Origin of the sequence: Azoarcus olearius (assembly GCF_001682385.1) — a bacterium.
Taxonomy (GTDB): Bacteria; Pseudomonadota; Gammaproteobacteria; order Burkholderiales; family Rhodocyclaceae; genus Azoarcus; species Azoarcus olearius.
Window position 1 is genome coordinate 1,238,960 of sequence record NZ_CP016210.1, and the last position, 15,504, is coordinate 1,254,463.

The 15,504-nt window shown below is 63.1% G+C and carries 17 protein-coding genes and 2 tRNA genes; all 19 read left to right on the forward strand.

The window, feature by feature from the left end; all coding sequences use genetic code 11:
• Positions 1 to 4 precede the first annotated feature (4 nt).
• The 19 genes from dqs_RS05810 (at position 5) to dqs_RS05900 (ending at position 15,501) form a co-directional block, all read left to right on the forward strand.
• Entirely contained in the window at positions 5 to 289 is a 285-nt protein-coding gene (locus dqs_RS05810; protein WP_011764807.1) for an integration host factor subunit beta, read from the forward strand.
• 90 nt (positions 290 to 379) lie between these two features.
• A complete protein-coding gene (locus tag dqs_RS05815; RefSeq protein ID WP_011764808.1) occupies positions 380 to 685 on the forward strand; it encodes a LapA family protein in 306 nt (101 codons plus the stop codon).
• 7 nt (positions 686 to 692) lie between these two features.
• Positions 693 to 1,868: a lipopolysaccharide assembly protein LapB gene (gene lapB, locus dqs_RS05820; RefSeq protein ID WP_011764809.1), complete on the forward strand. Its 1,176-nt coding sequence runs from the start codon at positions 693 to 695 to the stop codon at positions 1,866 to 1,868.
• 117 nt (positions 1,869 to 1,985) lie between these two features.
• Positions 1,986 to 3,308 carry a UDP-glucose dehydrogenase family protein gene (locus tag dqs_RS05825; protein ID WP_065339923.1) on the forward strand — a complete coding sequence of 441 codons (1,323 nt, stop codon included), beginning with the start codon at positions 1,986 to 1,988 and terminating at the stop codon, positions 3,306 to 3,308.
• A 153-nt stretch (positions 3,309 to 3,461) separates the two neighbouring features.
• A complete protein-coding gene (gene cysM, locus dqs_RS05830; RefSeq protein WP_011764811.1) occupies positions 3,462 to 4,352 on the forward strand; it encodes a cysteine synthase CysM in 891 nt (296 codons plus the stop codon).
• Positions 4,353 to 4,390: 38 nt separating this feature from the next.
• A complete protein-coding gene (locus dqs_RS05835; protein WP_011764812.1) occupies positions 4,391 to 5,185 on the forward strand; it encodes a 3'-5' exonuclease in 795 nt (264 codons plus the stop codon).
• Between the two features lie 84 nt (positions 5,186 to 5,269).
• Positions 5,270 to 5,346, forward strand: a tRNA-Val gene (locus dqs_RS05840).
• A 192-nt stretch (positions 5,347 to 5,538) separates the two neighbouring features.
• Positions 5,539 to 7,455: a threonine--tRNA ligase gene (gene thrS, locus dqs_RS05845; RefSeq protein WP_011764813.1), complete on the forward strand. Its 1,917-nt coding sequence runs from the start codon at positions 5,539 to 5,541 to the stop codon at positions 7,453 to 7,455.
• A gap of 26 nt (positions 7,456 to 7,481) precedes the next feature.
• On the forward strand, positions 7,482 to 8,006 hold the full coding sequence (gene infC, locus dqs_RS05850; RefSeq protein ID WP_083831909.1) for a translation initiation factor IF-3: 525 nt from the start codon (positions 7,482 to 7,484) through the stop codon (positions 8,004 to 8,006).
• A 147-nt stretch (positions 8,007 to 8,153) separates the two neighbouring features.
• Positions 8,154 to 8,351, forward strand: coding sequence for a 50S ribosomal protein L35 (gene rpmI, locus dqs_RS05855; protein ID WP_011764815.1), 198 nt, complete (start codon positions 8,154 to 8,156; stop codon positions 8,349 to 8,351).
• A gap of 12 nt (positions 8,352 to 8,363) precedes the next feature.
• Positions 8,364 to 8,723, forward strand: a complete 360-nt coding sequence (gene rplT / locus dqs_RS05860; RefSeq protein WP_011764816.1) for a 50S ribosomal protein L20 — start codon at positions 8,364 to 8,366, stop codon at positions 8,721 to 8,723.
• A gap of 66 nt (positions 8,724 to 8,789) precedes the next feature.
• A complete protein-coding gene (pheS, locus tag dqs_RS05865) occupies positions 8,790 to 9,821 on the forward strand; it encodes a phenylalanine--tRNA ligase subunit alpha (RefSeq protein WP_011764817.1) in 1,032 nt (343 codons plus the stop codon).
• A gap of 6 nt (positions 9,822 to 9,827) precedes the next feature.
• Positions 9,828 to 12,218: a phenylalanine--tRNA ligase subunit beta gene (gene pheT, locus dqs_RS05870; protein WP_065339924.1), complete on the forward strand. Its 2,391-nt coding sequence runs from the start codon at positions 9,828 to 9,830 to the stop codon at positions 12,216 to 12,218.
• Positions 12,215 to 12,526, forward strand: coding sequence for an integration host factor subunit alpha (locus tag dqs_RS05875; protein ID WP_011764819.1), 312 nt, complete (start codon positions 12,215 to 12,217; stop codon positions 12,524 to 12,526). The genes pheT and dqs_RS05875 overlap by 4 nt, the downstream gene beginning before the upstream one ends.
• Positions 12,507 to 12,887: a MerR family transcriptional regulator gene (locus dqs_RS05880; protein WP_011764820.1), complete on the forward strand. Its 381-nt coding sequence runs from the start codon at positions 12,507 to 12,509 to the stop codon at positions 12,885 to 12,887. The genes dqs_RS05875 and dqs_RS05880 overlap by 20 nt, the downstream gene beginning before the upstream one ends.
• Positions 12,888 to 12,936: 49 nt before the next feature.
• Positions 12,937 to 13,013: transfer RNA gene (locus tag dqs_RS05885), tRNA-Pro, on the forward strand.
• 189 nt (positions 13,014 to 13,202) lie between these two features.
• A complete protein-coding gene (surE, locus tag dqs_RS05890) occupies positions 13,203 to 13,946 on the forward strand; it encodes a 5'/3'-nucleotidase SurE (RefSeq protein WP_011764821.1) in 744 nt (247 codons plus the stop codon).
• On the forward strand, positions 13,943 to 14,596 hold the full coding sequence (locus tag dqs_RS05895) for a protein-L-isoaspartate(D-aspartate) O-methyltransferase (protein ID WP_083831910.1): 654 nt from the start codon (positions 13,943 to 13,945) through the stop codon (positions 14,594 to 14,596). Before surE ends, dqs_RS05895 begins: the two co-directional genes overlap by 4 nt.
• Positions 14,593 to 15,501 carry a peptidoglycan DD-metalloendopeptidase family protein gene (locus dqs_RS05900; protein WP_065339925.1) on the forward strand — a complete coding sequence of 303 codons (909 nt, stop codon included), beginning with the start codon at positions 14,593 to 14,595 and terminating at the stop codon, positions 15,499 to 15,501. The genes dqs_RS05895 and dqs_RS05900 overlap by 4 nt, the downstream gene beginning before the upstream one ends.
• The last annotated feature ends 3 nt before the right edge of the window (positions 15,502 to 15,504 follow it).

The following is a 15,504-nucleotide window of genomic DNA, read 5'->3' on the forward strand; positions in this document are numbered from 1 at the left end:
GATCATGACCAAATCGGAGCTGATCGCCCAGCTTGCGGCGCGTTTTCCGCAACTGGTCGCAAAGGATGCCGATTACGCGGTCAAGATGATTCTCGATGCGATGTCCGACGCGCTTGCGCGCGGGGATCGCATCGAAATCCGCGGTTTTGGAAGCTTCGCGCTCAACTACCGGCCGCCCCGCGTCGGACGCAATCCGAAGTCGGGAGAGAAGGTTCACGTGCCGGAGAAGTACGTTCCGCATTTCAAGGCGGGCAAGGAGCTGCGGGAGCGGGTCGATATCGTCGAGTGACCGCGCGGTAATCGCTTTTGGATGTCATTGGAAGGAAGGCGGCTGAGGCCGCCTTCTTTTTTGCGACCTGCTCGGGGATAATGCCGGCCTATGCGCATCGTCATGTGGTTGCTCCGTTTCCTGCTTTTCTTCCTGCTGTTCGGGTTCGCGGTCAAGAACGATCACCTCGCGAGCCTGCGTTTCTTTTTCGGCGGGGAATGGCAACTCCCGGTCGTATTCGTGATCCTGGTGAGCTTCTCGGCGGGAGCGCTGCTGGGTATCACCGCTACCTTTGCGTCCCTGTTGCGGCAGCGGCGCGAGATTTCGCGGCTCCGCCGGCAACTCGTACGCGCGGAGCGCAGCCAGGGCAGCGCGTCGCCGCCGGCGACTGACGCACAGGCACCGGAAACCCTTTAAGAACAATATGGAAATCGAGTTCTGGTGGCTGCTTGCGCTGCCGCTCTTCTTTGCGCTCGGATGGCTTGCCGCGCGGATCGACATCCGTCAGGTCGTGCAGGAGTCCCGTGCCTTGCCGCGCTCCTATCTGGCCGGGCTCAATTTCCTGCTGAACGAGCAGCCTGACAAGGCGATCGACGCGTTCATCGAGGCGGTGCGGATCGACCCGCAGACGGTCGAACTGCACTTCGCGCTCGGGAGCCTTTTTCGCCGCCGCGGAGAAACCGATCGCGCCATTCGCCTCCACCAGTTGCTGGTCGACCGGGATGACCTGAACGAGGACCAGCGCCTGCAGGCGCTGGGGGAGCTGGGGCAGGACTTTCTCAAGGCCGGCTTGCTCGATCGCGCCGAGACCGTGTTCCTCAAGTTGCGAGACACGCGCGCCAACGATGTGGCCTTGCGCTACCTGCTCGAGATCTACCAGCAGGAAAAGGACTGGGCGAAGGCGATCGAGATCGCGCGCGCACTGCCGGACCACGAAGAGGCGATGTGGCGCAAGGAAGTGGCGAGCTTTCATTGCGAACTCGCCACCACCGCGCTCGCGGATTCGCGCTTTCCGGATGTGCGCCGCCACATTGACGAGGCCTTGGCGATCAACCGCAGTTGCGTCCGCGCCAGTCTGATCGAAGGTGATCTGTACGCCGCGCAGGGACGCGACGAGGATGCGCTTGAGGCATGGAAGCGGATCGAAAGCCAGGACCCGGTCTATCTTTCGCTTGCCGCGGAGCGGGTGATGGATGCCTATGGACGCCTTGGTCGCGTCGAGCAGGGCCATATGTTGCTGCGCTCGTGGCTGGACCGCCATGCCTCTCTTGACCTGCTGGACGAGTTGTTCCAGTGGGAAATCGAGAAACTCGGGCCAAAGGCGGCCTACGACCTGGTGCGAGAAGAATTACGCCGCAACCCGACCCTGCTCGGGCTGGACAAGCTGCTGGAGGCGGCGTTGCTCGCCGCGCCCGCGGAGCAGCGCGGCGACATAGAACTGGTGAAACAGTTGATTCACGGACACACGCGAAAGGTTGCGCGATACCGCTGCGAGTCCTGCGGGTTCAAGGCGCGGCAGTTCCATTGGCATTGTCCAGCGTGCGGTGGCTGGGAAACCTATCCGCCGCGGCGCACCGAGGAGTTCGACCTGGAGCCGTGACCCACGCTTCGCTCGCGGGGCAGGGGCACGGGTGAGTCTGTCATCGTCTCGCTTCAATATCGCAGGGCGGGCGCGGACGGACCGGGCCGGCGGAATCCAATCTGAATCGGGGGTTGCATGAAAGTTACGGTAGTCGGAACCGGTTATGTCGGTCTGGTGAGCGGCGCTTGTCTTGCCGATGTGGGCAATGACGTACTGTGCCTGGATGTCGACCCGGACAAGATCCGCATCCTCGAGGAGGGCGGCATCCCGATTCACGAGCCGGGCTTGCTCGACGTCGTCCGGCGCAACGTTGCGGCGGGGCGCCTGTCCTTTACGACGGATGTCGAGCGCGCCGCGCGGCACGGCGTCATACAGTTCATCGCGGTCGGGACGCCGCCGGACGAGGATGGCTCGGCCGACCTGCAGTACGTGCTCGCGGCCGCCCGCAACATCGGTCGCCATATGGATGGCTACCGCGTGATTGTGGACAAGTCGACCGTTCCGGTGGGCACGGGTGACAAGGTGCGGGCGGCGGTGGCCGAGGAACTTGCCGTGCGTGGCAGCACGCTCGCGTACAGCGTGGTGTCCAACCCGGAGTTCCTGAAAGAAGGCGCCGCAGTAGAGGACTTCATGCGTCCGGACCGGATCATCGTCGGCGCCGATGACGAGCGCGCGGTCGAGCTGATGCGGCAACTCTACGGCCCGTTCCAGCGCAACCACGAAAAGCTGCTGGTGATGGACGTGCGCAGCGCGGAACTCACCAAGTACGCGGCCAACGCGATGCTGGCCACCCGCATCAGCTTCATGAACGAACTTGCCAATCTTGCCGAAACCCTGGGGGCTGACATTGAACTGGTCCGTCAGGGCATTGGCTCGGACCCCCGTATCGGGTGGCACTTCCTGTATGCCGGCTGCGGCTACGGCGGTTCCTGCTTCCCCAAGGACGTGAAGGCGCTGGTGCGTACCGGCGCGGAGCATGGGCACGACCTTTTGCTGTTGAATGCGGTCGAAGCGGTAAACGATGCCCAGAAGTTGCGTCTGGTCGACAAAGTCGTTTCGCGTTTTGGTGAAAATCTGGCCGGGCGCCGGTTTGCGGTGTGGGGCCTGGCGTTCAAGCCCAATACCGATGACATGCGCGAAGCCCCCAGCCGCGTGGTGCTGGGTGAGTTGCTGGGGCGCGGCGCTTCGGTCTGCGTCTACGATCCGGTCGCCATGGACGAGGCGCGGCGCATCTTCGGTGTCGATGCGCGCCTGAGCTACGCAGAGCGCCCGATGGATGCGCTCGAAGCGGCGGACGCGCTGGTCATCGTGACGGAGTGGAAGGAGTTCCGCAGCCCCGACTTCGAGCGTATCCGAGCGCTGCTCAAGCAGCCGGTGATCTTCGACGGCCGCAACATGTACGACCCCGCGGTCCTGCGCAGCGAGGGGATCGAGTATTTCGGGATGGGGCGCCGCTGACGGCGTCTTGTTCCGGATGCGACATTGGTTGGGGATTGCAGCGGCTGCGACAGTCGGCAGCCCTGGCCTTCCGTAGCAGTGCGGGAACGAGTGCCTGGCGCGGCGCTTGCATCGGTTGCGGCACCATCGGTCACAGTAGCGGAAATGCGAGAAATGGAATTCAAGACGCTCGAGGACTACGTCGGCAAGACCCCGCTGGTGCGCATGAAGCGGATCACCGCGGGGCATAACAACGTCATTCTCGCCAAGCTCGAGGGTAACAATCCGGCGGGATCGGTGAAGGACCGGCCGGCGTTGTCCATGGTCGTCCGCGCAGAGGCACGGGGCGACATCAAGCCTGGCGACACGCTCATCGAGGCGACCAGCGGTAATACCGGCATCGCGCTTGCCATGGCGGCGGCGATGCGCGGCTACCGGATGATCCTGGTGATGCCCGAGAACCAGAGCGTCGAGCGCCGGCAGACGATGCGCGCTTTCGGGGCCGAACTCGTGCTGACGCCCAAGGAGGGCGGCATGGAGATGGCGCGTGACGTCGCCGAGAAGATGCGCGACGAAGGCAAGGGCATCATCCTTGACCAGTTCGCCAACCCCGACAATCCGCTCGCCCACTACGAAGGAACCGGGCCCGAGTTGTGGGAGCAGACGGCGGGACGCATCACTCATTTCGTCAGCAGCATGGGTACGACGGGGACCATCATGGGTACGTCCCGATTCCTCAAGGAGATGAACCCGGCGATCCGGATCGTCGGGTGCCAGCCGGAGGAGGGATCCCAGATTCCGGGAATCCGCAAATGGCCCGAAGCCTATCTTCCGGCGATCTATCACCGCGAGTCGGTGGACAGCCTGGAGTACGTCAGCCAGGCCGATGCGGAGGAGATGACCCGGCGGTTGGCGCGCGAAGAGGGGCTCTTTGCCGGCATTTCGTCCGGCGGTGCGATGCATGTCGCCCTGCGTATCGCGGCACAGGTCGAAAACGCGGTGATCGTTTCGGTGATCTGCGACCGCGGCGACCGTTATCTCTCCACCGGGGTGTTCCCCGCCTGAGCGGGCAGGCCGGGCAAGCTGGCCGCTAGAAAAAGGAAATGCGCGTGCCGGTACTGGTGTTCGACATCGAGACGATTCCGGACGTGGCAGGCATCCGCGTCCTCAATGATTTGCCCCCGGACTTGTCCGACTTCGAGGTCGCGGAGTTTGCTTTCCAGCAGCGGCGGGCGACGAACGGAACGGACTTTCTGCCCCATCACCTCCAGCGCGTTGTAACGATCTCGTGCGCAATGAGGGATGCAGATCAATTCAGGGTGTTTTCGCTGTCCGAGCCCCAGGCCAACGAGGCGCAGATCATCCAGCGTTTCTTTGACGGCGTGGAGCGGTTTACACCCCAACTCGTGTCCTGGAACGGCGGCGGTTTCGATCTTCCCGTGCTGCATTACAGGGGCATGCTGCACGGTGTGGCGGCACCTCGCTATTGGGACCTGGGCGACGGGGACTTTGGCGACTCGCGCGACTTCAAGTGGAACAACTACATCAGCCGTTACCACACGCGCCACCTCGACCTGATGGATGTCCTCGCGCTGTATCAGCCGCGCGCCAATGCCCCGCTGGACGATCTCGCGAAGCTGATGGGCTATCCGGGCAAACTGGGCATGGACGGCGGCGCGGTGTGGCAGGCCTGGCAGGAAGGGCGGATCGCCGAGATCCGCGACTATTGCGAAACCGACGTGGTGAATACCTACCTCGTCTACTTGCGCTTCCAGCGCATGCGCGGGCAACTCGACCTTGCTGCTTGGGAGGCCGAGGTTCGTGTCGTGCGGGATACGCTCGAGCGGCTGGAAGGCGAGCACTGGAAGCGCTTTCTCGCCGCATGGAGTGCCGCCTGATGGGGATGCATCCGCGTAATTCGGCTTAAAGCCAAAAAAGGTTTGACACAGCCAGGAAAGCGCCTATAATTCGGCGCTCTTAGCAGGCGCGTAGCTCAGTTGGTTAGAGCACCACCTTGACATGGTGGGGGTCGTTGGTTCGAGTCCAATCGCGCCTACCAGATTTTCTGGAGATGATCTGAAATGTTCCGAACTCGCACCGAATCCGGAAACTGAATCAGGTCACTTCCGCCAGTCTGCTTGAGGAAAAAGTGCGGTCAGACCGCACTTTTTTTTCGTCCACGTTTTTCGTGCGATCGACGCGAGCAGTGCGCGTCCCGCCTGCACTGTTCTCCTTCGAGGGTCCAGAGATCATGCCGAATATCAAGCTTCCAGATGGTTCTGTCCGCAGCTTCGATCATCCCGTCACGGTCGCGGAGGTCGCTGCGTCCATTGGCTCCGGCCTCGCCAAGGCCGCGTTGGCGGGTCGGGTGGATGGAAAGGCGGTCGATCTGTCGTATTGCATCGAACGCGACAGCGAGCTGGCCATCCTCACCGACAAGAGTGCGGAGGGCGTGGATGTCATCCGCCATTCCACTGCGCACCTGCTGGCGCATGCGGTCAAGGAGTTGTTTCCGGAAGCGCAGGTCACTATCGGGCCGGTGATCGAAAACGGGTTCTACTACGACTTTTCGTACAAGCGCCCGTTTACGCCGGAGGACCTCGAGGCGATCGAAAAGCGCATGGCCGAACTCGTCAAGCGCGAACTCCCGGTGGAGCGGGAGGTGTGGCCGCGCGACAAGGCGGTGGCGTTTTTCAAGTCGATCGGGGAGCACTACAAGGCCGAGATCATCGCCTCGATCCCCGCGAACGAAGACGTGTCGCTGTATCGCCAGGGTGAGTTCGTCGATCTGTGTCGCGGGCCTCACGTGCCTTCGACCGGCAGGCTCAAGGTCTTCAAGTTGACCAAGCTTGCGGGCGCGTATTGGCGCGGTGACGCCAAGAACGAGATGCTGCAGCGGGTGTATGGAACCGCGTGGGCGAAAAAAGAGGACCTCGAGTCCTATCTCCATATGCTGGAGGAGGCCGAGAAGCGGGATCACCGCAAACTGGGACGCCAACTGGATCTGTTCCACATCCAGGAAGAGGCCCCCGGTATGGTGTTCTGGCACGCGAAGGGCTGGACGCTGTGGCAGCAGGTCGAGCAGTACCTGCGCGGGACGATTTCCCGTCATGGCTACCAGGAGGTTCGCACGCCGCAGATCGTAGACCGCTCGCTGTGGGAGAAGTCGGGGCATTGGGGCATGTATTCCGACCTGATGTTCACCACGCAGTCCGAGAAGCACGACTACGCCGTGAAGCCGATGAACTGCCCGTGCCACATCCAGATCTTCAACCAAGGGCTGAAGAGCTATCGCGACCTGCCGCTGCGGATGGCGGAGTTCGGCTCCTGTCATCGCAACGAGCCGTCCGGTTCCTTGCACGGCATCATGCGCGTGCGCAACTTCGTCCAGGACGATGCGCACATCTTCTGCACCGATGAACAGGTGCAGGAAGAAGCGGCGGCATTCATTGCGCTGTTGCAGAAGGTCTATGCGGACTTCGGGTTCCGCGACATCCAGATCAAGCTCTCGACTCGCCCCGAGAAGCGCGTCGGCGCCGACGAGCAGTGGGATGCGGCCGAGGCGGCGCTGGCTGCGGCGCTGAAAGCGCAGGGGCTGGAATACGAACTGCAGCCCGGGGAGGGCGCTTTCTACGGCCCCAAGATCGAGTTTTCACTGAAGGACTGTCTGAACCGCGTCTGGCAGTGCGGCACGCTCCAGCTCGATTTCAACCTTCCGGTACGTCTCGGGGCGGAGTATGTGGCCGAGGACAACACCAAGAAGTTCCCGGTGATGTTGCACCGCGCCATCGTGGGCTCGCTGGAGCGCTTCATCGGCATCCTGATCGAACACTACGCGGGCGCGATGCCGCTCTGGCTGGCGCCGGTTCACGCCGTGGTCATGAACATCTCCGAAGGGCAGGCGGACTACGCCACGGAAGTGGTCAATCGGCTTCGCGAGGCCGGATTCCGGGTGGAGGCTGATTTGCGTAACGAAAAGATTAACTATAAAATCCGCGAACATAGCGTGCACAAGCTACCTTACCAGCTCGTGGTCGGCGAAAAAGAAAAGGCTGCGGGTGTAGTGGCGGTACGCGTCCGGGGTGGCCAGGATCTTGGCCAACTGTCCCTCGATAAGTTGATCGAACGCTGGAACGGCGAACTGGCTTCGCGCTCCGGCCCGGTCTGATTTTGGTTTTCGTGGAGAACTGAACCATCGCTCAAGATAACAAGAAGCAGCGCGTCAATGGGGAGATCAACGCAACGGAAGTGCGTCTGGTCGGTGAAGATGGCGAACAACTCGGCATCGTTTCCCTTAACGCCGCTCTGAACGCCGCCGAAGAGGCGGGGCTTGATCTCGTCGAGATCGCACCGATGGCCAAGCCGCCGGTGTGCAAGATCATGGACTTCGGCAAGTTCAAGTATCAGGAGCAGAAGAAGGCCCACGAAGCCAGGCTGAAGCAGAAGCAGGTGCAGGTGAAGGAGGTCAAGCTCCGCCCCGGTACCGATGAAAACGACTACCAGATCAAGCTGCGCAACCTCAAGCGCTTCCTTGAAGAGGGCGACAAGTGCAAGGTGACCTTGCGCTTCCGTGGTCGGGAAATGGCGCACCAGGAGTTCGGCCTGCGCCAGTTGGAGCGGATCAAGGCCGATCTGGAGGAACTGGGTCAGGTCGAGCAGATGCCCAAGATGGAAGGGCGTCAGATGATCATGGTGATCGCGCCCAAGAAGAACCGCTGACTCGAGCGGAACCGGATTTGCCCCGGCGGTCTGCGGGGCAAAACCGTGGCAACGATGAAGTTGCCGCGGATTACAAGTGGTGTCAGGTGTAAAACGCGCTTGTTGCTGGCGCTACCTGGCGGCATTCATAAACACGGAGTCTTAGCAATGCCCAAGATGAAGACGAAGAGCAGCGCCAAGAAGCGTTTCAAGGTGCGCTCCAGCGGTGGGATCAAGCGGTCCCAGGCGTTCAAGCGCCACATCCTTACCAAGAAAACCACCAAGAGCAAGCGCCAGCTGCGCGGCATGACCGAAGTCCATGCCAGCGACGAGAAGCTGATCCGCGCCATGCTGCCTTACGCTTGATAGGAGACCGCAATGCCCCGAGTTAAACGTGGTGTAACCGCCCGCGCACGTCACAAGAAGGTTCTCGATCAGGCCAAGGGTTACCGCGGCCGTCGCAAAAACGTATACCGCATCGCCAAACAGGCGGTGATGAAGGCCGGTCAGTACGCCTACCGTGACCGTCGTCAGCGCAAGCGCCAGTTCCGCGCGCTGTGGATCGCCCGTATCAATGCTGCTGCCCGCGAACTGGGCCTGACCTACTCCACCTTCATGAACGGCCTCAAGAAGGCTGCCGTCGAAGTGGACCGCAAGGTGCTGGCCGACCTGGCCGTGTTCGACAAGCCTGCTTTTGCAGCGCTCGCTGAACAAGCCCGGGCCAAACTTGCTGCGTAAGCTGACGCAGCCCGAAAAAAGGAGGCCTGGCCTCCTTTTTTTTTCTGAATAGCGGACGTGTGGCACATGGATAACCTGGATCAACTGGTTCAACAGGCACAAGCCGACTTTGCCGGCGTGTCCGACAGCGCCCAGCTCGAACAGGCGAAAGCGCGCTACCTGGGCAAGAGCGGTGCGCTTACCGAGCAGCTCAAAGGGTTGGGCAAGTTGCCGCCCGAGGAAAAGCGCGAAGCCGGCGCCGCCATCAATCGCGCCAAGACCGCGATCGAGGCAGCCCTGGAGGCGCGGCGTAATGCCCTGCGAGAAGCGGCGCTGCTTGCCCAACTTGCGGCAGAGGCGCTTGATGTCACCTTGCCCGGAAGGGGGGCGCAGGGGGGCGGATTGCACCCGGTGAGCCGTACGCTCGAGCGCATCGAGATGCTGTTCCGTTCGATCGGCTTCATTGTTGCCGATGGCCCGGAAATCGAGACCGACTGGCACAATTTCACCGCGCTCAACACGCCGGAAAACCACCCCGCCCGGTCCATGCACGACACCTTCTACCTTGAAGGGCGTGACGATGTGCTGCTGCGTACCCACACCAGCCCGGTGCAGATCCGCACCATGCTTGCGCACGTCAAGCGCCATGCCGAGGCGGCCGCGATGCCGGAGATCCGGGTGATCATCCCGGGCCGAGTGTACCGGGTCGATTCAGACGCCACGCACTCGCCGATGTTCCATCAGGTCGAAGGCCTGTGGGTTGGCGAGAAAGTCAGCTTCGCCGATCTGAAGGGCGTCATTGCCGACTTCTTGCGCAAGTTCTTCGAGACCGAAGACCTGCAGGTCCGCTTCCGTCCGTCGTTCTTCCCGTTCACCGAGCCGTCCGCTGAAATCGACGTCGCGTTCATGAGCGGTCCGCTCAAGGGGCGCTGGCTGGAGATCGCCGGCTGCGGGATGGTGCATCCCAATGTGTTGCGCTTTGGGGGGGTCGATCCCGAGCGTTACACCGGATTCGCATTCGGCATGGGGCCGGACCGACTCACGATGTTGCGCTACGGCGTCAACGACCTGCGCCTGTTCTTCGAAGGCGATCTGCGCTTCTTGAGCCAATTCAGGTAATCGAACATGCAATTCTCCGAACAGTGGTTGCGCACCTTCGTCAACCCGCCGCTCGATAGCGATGCGCTCGGCCACCTGCTGACCATGGCGGGTCTGGAGGTCGAGGAGGCGCAGCCGGTAGCCCCCGCGTTTTCAGGCATCGTCGTGGCCTCGATCATCGAGGCCGAGAAGCATCCCAACGCGGACAAGCTGCGTGTCTGCAAGGTGGATGCGGGCACCGGCGAACTGCTGCAGATCGTGTGCGGTGCGCCGAACGCCGCCGCCGGCATGAAGGTGCCCTGCGCCCTGGTGGGCGCGCAACTGCCTGGCGATTTCGCCATCAAGGCTGCAAAGCTCCGCGGCGTCGAATCGTTCGGCATGCTGTGCTCGGCTCGCGAGCTGGGCATCTCCGAAGATCACGGCGGCTTGCTTGAACTGCCGGCCGATGCCCCCGTGGGGTGCGATATCCGGGCGTATCTGGCGCTCGACGACACGCTATTCACCATCAAGCTGACGCCCAACCGCGCGGATTGCCTGAGTCTGGCCGGGGTTGCACGCGAGGTGGCGGCGATCACCGCGGCCGAGTTGTCGTTGCCTGCCGTGCAGCCCGTCGAGCCGGTTACGGATGCCAGGAGAGCCGTCGCGTTGGACGTGCCGGCCGCGTGCCCCCGTTACTGTGGTCGTGTCCTGCGTGGCGTTGACGCTCGCGCGCAAACGCCGGACTGGATGAAGCAACGCCTGCAGCGCAGTGGATTGCGCCCGATCAGTGCGCTGGTCGACATCACGAACTACGTCATGCTCGAACTCGGCCAGCCGCTGCATGCCTTCGACGACGCTCGGATCAGCGGAAGCGTCCATGTCCGGCTTGCTTTGCCTGGCGAGCAGCTCCTGTTGCTGAATGGTCAGACCGTGTCCCTGACGCCGGACAGCCTCGTCATCGCCGATGAGGATCGTGTTCTTGCATTGGCGGGGGTCATGGGTGGAGAGGAGTGCGGTGTCACGCTCGACACCCGCGACGTCTTCCTTGAAAGCGCATTCTTCGCACCCGCGGCGATCGCCGGGCGCGCGCGTTCCTACGGGTTTTCCTCGGATGCCGCCCACCGCTTCGAGCGTGGCGTGGACTTCGCCCTCGGCCCCCGGGCGATCGAGCGCGCGACACGCCTGATCCTCGACATCTGCGGCGGCGAAGCAGGGCCTACGGTGGTGGCGGAAGTGGCTTCGGCGCTGCCCGAACGGCCGGCCGTGCGGCTGCGGCCGGAGCGTGCCCGACGCCTTCTTGGCGTCACCCTGGATGACGCACAGATGCAGGCGCTGCTGGAGCGGGTGCATCTCAACGTGGTGCCCAGTGGTAGCGACCTCCTCGTGACGCCGCCGTCCTTCCGCTTCGACGTGGAGATCGAAGAAGACCTTATCGAAGAGCTGGCGCGGCTGCACGGTTACGACAACATCCCGGCGGTGCCTCCGCAGGGGCAGTTGATGATGCTCGAGCGCTCCGAGTCCGCGCGCTCGCCCTGGACGGTCCGCCACCTGCTCGCAGCACGGGGATACCAGGAAGTGGTGAATTTCGCGTTCGTCGAGGAGGCTTGGGAGCGGGATTTCTGCGCCAACGAAGATCCCATTCGTCTCGCCAACCCGATCGCCAGTCAGATGAGCGTGATGCGCTCGAGTCTGGTGCCGGGGCTGGTGGCAAACCTCGCAACCAATCGGAAGCGCCAGCAACAGCGCGTGCGCGTGTTCGAAGTCGGACGCTGCTTTGAACGCAAGGCCGACGGCGAGCCGGTCGCGGGGTTTCATCAGCCGGTTCGCATCGCCGCGCTGGCGGCGGGCGGCGTTGTGCCCGAGCAATGGGGAGAGCGCGAGCGTCAGGTCGACTTCTACGACGTGAAGGGCGATCTTGAGGCCCTGTTTGCGCCTCGTCTGCTGAGCTTCGAGCCGCTGTCCCACCCCGCGCTCCACCCGGGTCGGGCTGCCGCGGTGCTGCTCGACGGGCGGCGGATCGGGTGGCTTGGCGAAGTGCATCCGGTTTGGGTGCAGCGCTACGACGTCGGTTCGGCACCGGTGGTTTTCGAGGTCGACCTCGATTCGGCGCTCGAAAGCCGTTTGCCGAGTTTCGGCGGTGTCTCCCGGATGCCTGCGGTAACGCGCGACCTGGCGCTGGTCGTGGCGGCGGAGGTGCCGGCTGCACGGATTCTGGAGGTGCTGAAAGCTGCCGCGGGGCCTCTCGTAACCGAGATTTCGCTGTTCGATCTGTACCATGGTAAAGGCATTGATCCGGACAAGAAGAGCCTTGCTTTCAGGGTGTTGATGCAAGATACTCATCGGACTCTTGAAGACGCCGAAGTTGATGCCGCCGTGGCTGCGCTAGTGCAACAGGCCGAGCTCGTGTTCGGCGCGCGACTGCGGGGGGCAGTTGAATGAACGTTACCTTGACGAAGGCCGAGTTGGCCGACCTGCTGTTCGAGCGGGTCGGGCTCAACAAGCGCGAGGCCAAGGACATGGTCGAGGGTTTCTTCGAGGAGATCCGCACCGCGCTCGAGCGGGGCGACAGCGTCAAGCTATCCGGTTTCGGCAACTTCCAGCTGCGCGACAAACCGCAGCGTCCTGGACGGAATCCGAAGACGGGGGAGGAAATCCCGATTACCGCGCGGCGGGTCGTGACTTTCCATGCCAGCCAGAAATTGAAGGCCGCCGTGGAGCAGCTGAGCGATGCAAGCAAGCAGCCCTGACGTCGATGACACCGAGCTTCCACCCATCCCGGCCAAGCGCTACTTCACCATCGGTGAAGTCAGCGAGTTGTGTGCGGTCAAGCCCCACGTGCTGCGATATTGGGAGCAGGAGTTCACCCAGCTGAAGCCGGTCAAGCGCCGGGGCAACCGGCGTTATTACCAGCACCACGAAGTCCTCCTGATCCGGCGCATCCGCCAGCTGTTGTATAGCGAAGGGTTCACGATTTCGGGAGCGCGCAATCGGTTGTGCGAAGGCGAAATCCTGCACCAGGAGGAGACCGCCGAGCTTGAGCGCTGCCAGTCGCAACTGCGTGCTGTAAGGGCAGGGTTGATGGAGGCGTTGGCCGTCCTGAGGGCCTGAATCAGATTGCTGGCGTTTTCTTGAAGCGGTGCTATAATGTTCGCTTAGTCGGGGCGTAGCGCAGCCTGGTAGCGCACTTGCATGGGGTGCAAGGGGTCGCGAGTTCGAATCCCGCCGCCCCGACCAATCAGTAGTCAAAAACAGGATCAGCCACGGCCGGTCCTGTTTTTTTTTGTCTCCGAAACAACAGCTTGGGGTCGTGGCGATGGCGGGCGGACGGGGCAGGGCGCCGCGCGGCTGTGCTAACATCCTTGCCTCTTCAGCGCTCCGGCGGCCGGGGCGCTTCGTCTCAACCGGCTTTCCCGAACATTCTGTATGCGTATCCTGGTCAGCAACGACGATGGCTATTTCGCCCCCGGCATTGCTGCGCTTGCCGCGGCGCTCGGTGAACTCGGTGACGTGACCGTGGTTGCGCCTGAACGCGATCGAAGCGGCGCGAGTAATTCGCTGACGCTGGATCGTCCGCTTTCCCTGCGCCGTGCCGCCAACGGGTTCTTCTTCGTTAACGGGACGCCGACCGATTGCGTGCATCTGGCGGTGACGGGAATGCTCGATCAGCTCCCGGACATGGTGGTTTCAGGGGTCAATCATGGCGCTAACATGGGCGATGACACCCTGTACTCCGGGACCGTCGCGGCTGCCACCGAGGGGTATCTGCTGGGAATTCCGTCGATCGCGGTGTCGCTCGCGAGTTGGTCGGCAACCGATTTCTCCGTTGCTGCGCAGGTTGCCCGCGACGTCGCGGCGCGGTTGATGCGCTCGCCGCTTCCCGCCCCGGTGCTGCTCAATGTCAATGTGCCCGATTGCGCCGGTGGAGCGCCCAAGGGCACGCGGGTCACACGACTGGGCAAGCGGCACAAGGCCGAGCCGGTGATCCGGAGCCAGACGCCGCGCGGCGAAACCGTCTATTGGGTGGGCGCCGCCGGCGCCGCCGCGGACGCGGGCGAAGGCACCGATTTTCACGCGGTGGCCAACGGCTTCGTGTCGGTTACGCCGCTGCAGGTCGATTTGACCCACACGGGTCAGATCGCCGCGGTGGATACGTGGTTGTCGGCATGAGCGGCCGCCAGGACGCCTCCCATGCGGGGCGGGCGCGCGCCCGAATGGTGGAGCGCCTGCGCGCGCAGGGCATTCAGGACGAGGGGGCCCTGGCGGCGATGATGCAGGTGCCGCGACACCTGTTCGTCGAGGAAGGCCTGGCGTACAGCGCTTACGACGATACGGCACTTCCGATCGGATTCCAGCAAACCATCTCCCAGCCTTACGTAGTGGCGAGAATGATCGAATTGCTGCGCAGCGGCGGGCGGCAACTCGGGCGTGTGCTGGAAATCGGGGCGGGGTGCGGCTACCAGGCCGCGGTGCTGTCCACGCTTGCTACCGAAGTCTACGCAGTGGAGCGTATTCGGCCGCTGCTGGACAAGGCGCGTGCAAATCTCCGGCCCTTGCGCCTGCCCAACGTCCGCCTCAAACATGCGGACGGAACGCTGGGTTTGCCGGAGGCGGCGCCCTTTGAAAGCATCATCGTCGCGGCGGCGGCGGGCGGTGTGCCGAATGCCCTCAAGGAACAACTTGCCCCGGGCGGTCGTCTGATCATCCCGGTCGGGGGTGGTGAACAGCGACTGTTGCTGATCGAACGCCAAGGCAACGTATTCAGGGAGAGCGGTTACGAGGCGGTGCGCTTCGTGCCGTTGCTTGCAGGTACCGAATGAACGACTCAGTGAATATCAAAAAGCGGATTGCTCCTTATTTTCTTGCGCTCGGCGTGCTGTTCCTGGCGGGCTGCGCGTCTCGCGCTCCGGTTGCGGTGCGCGATGGCAATGGTGTGGCGCCGCCACCGGCGGCGGCTCCAGTCGCAGACCGGGCAGGCGTGCACGTTGTCCGCGCGGGAGAAACCCTGCTCGGGATCGCGCGGCAGTACGGCCAGAATGTAAAAGATCTTGTCGTTTGGAACGGGCTGACCAATCCCAACCAGATTCATGTCGGGCAGGAAATCAGGGTCTTGCCGCCGGATGCCAACGCCATCCCCGGCGGCGCTGTTGCGACTCCCATCCCGATCACCTCGGAACCGCCGGTGGCCGTGCCGGTCGTACCGCAACCTGCCACAGCGGGGGCTCTGAAGCTCGAACCCAAGGGCGGGAAGCAGCCCTACTCGGATGAACTGTGGGCCCGCGTACGTCGCTCCGGGGAGCCCGCCGCCCCTGTCGCCAGCGAGCCGCGCGCAACGCAGGCGCCCGAGCAGGAGCCGGGCGACGCCGAGTGGCTGTGGCCTGCAAAAGGCAAGGTGTTGAGCGGTTTCAACGAGGCCACCAACAAGGGTATCGACATTTCCGGCAACCCCGGCGACTCGGTGGTTGCCTCGGCCGCGGGGCGCGTGGTGTATGCCGGCAGCGGGTTGCGTGGCTACGGAAAACTGGTCATCATCAAGCACAATCAGGAGTACAACTCGGTCTACGCCCACAACCAGAAGCTGCTGGTTAAAGAAGACGATCAGGTCTCACAGGGACAGAAGATCGCCGAGTTGGGCAGTACCGATGCAGACCGGCCCAAGCTGCATTTCGAGATTCGCAAGCAGGGGCGGCCGGTGGATCCGATGAAGTTCCTGTCTGCACGCTGAGAG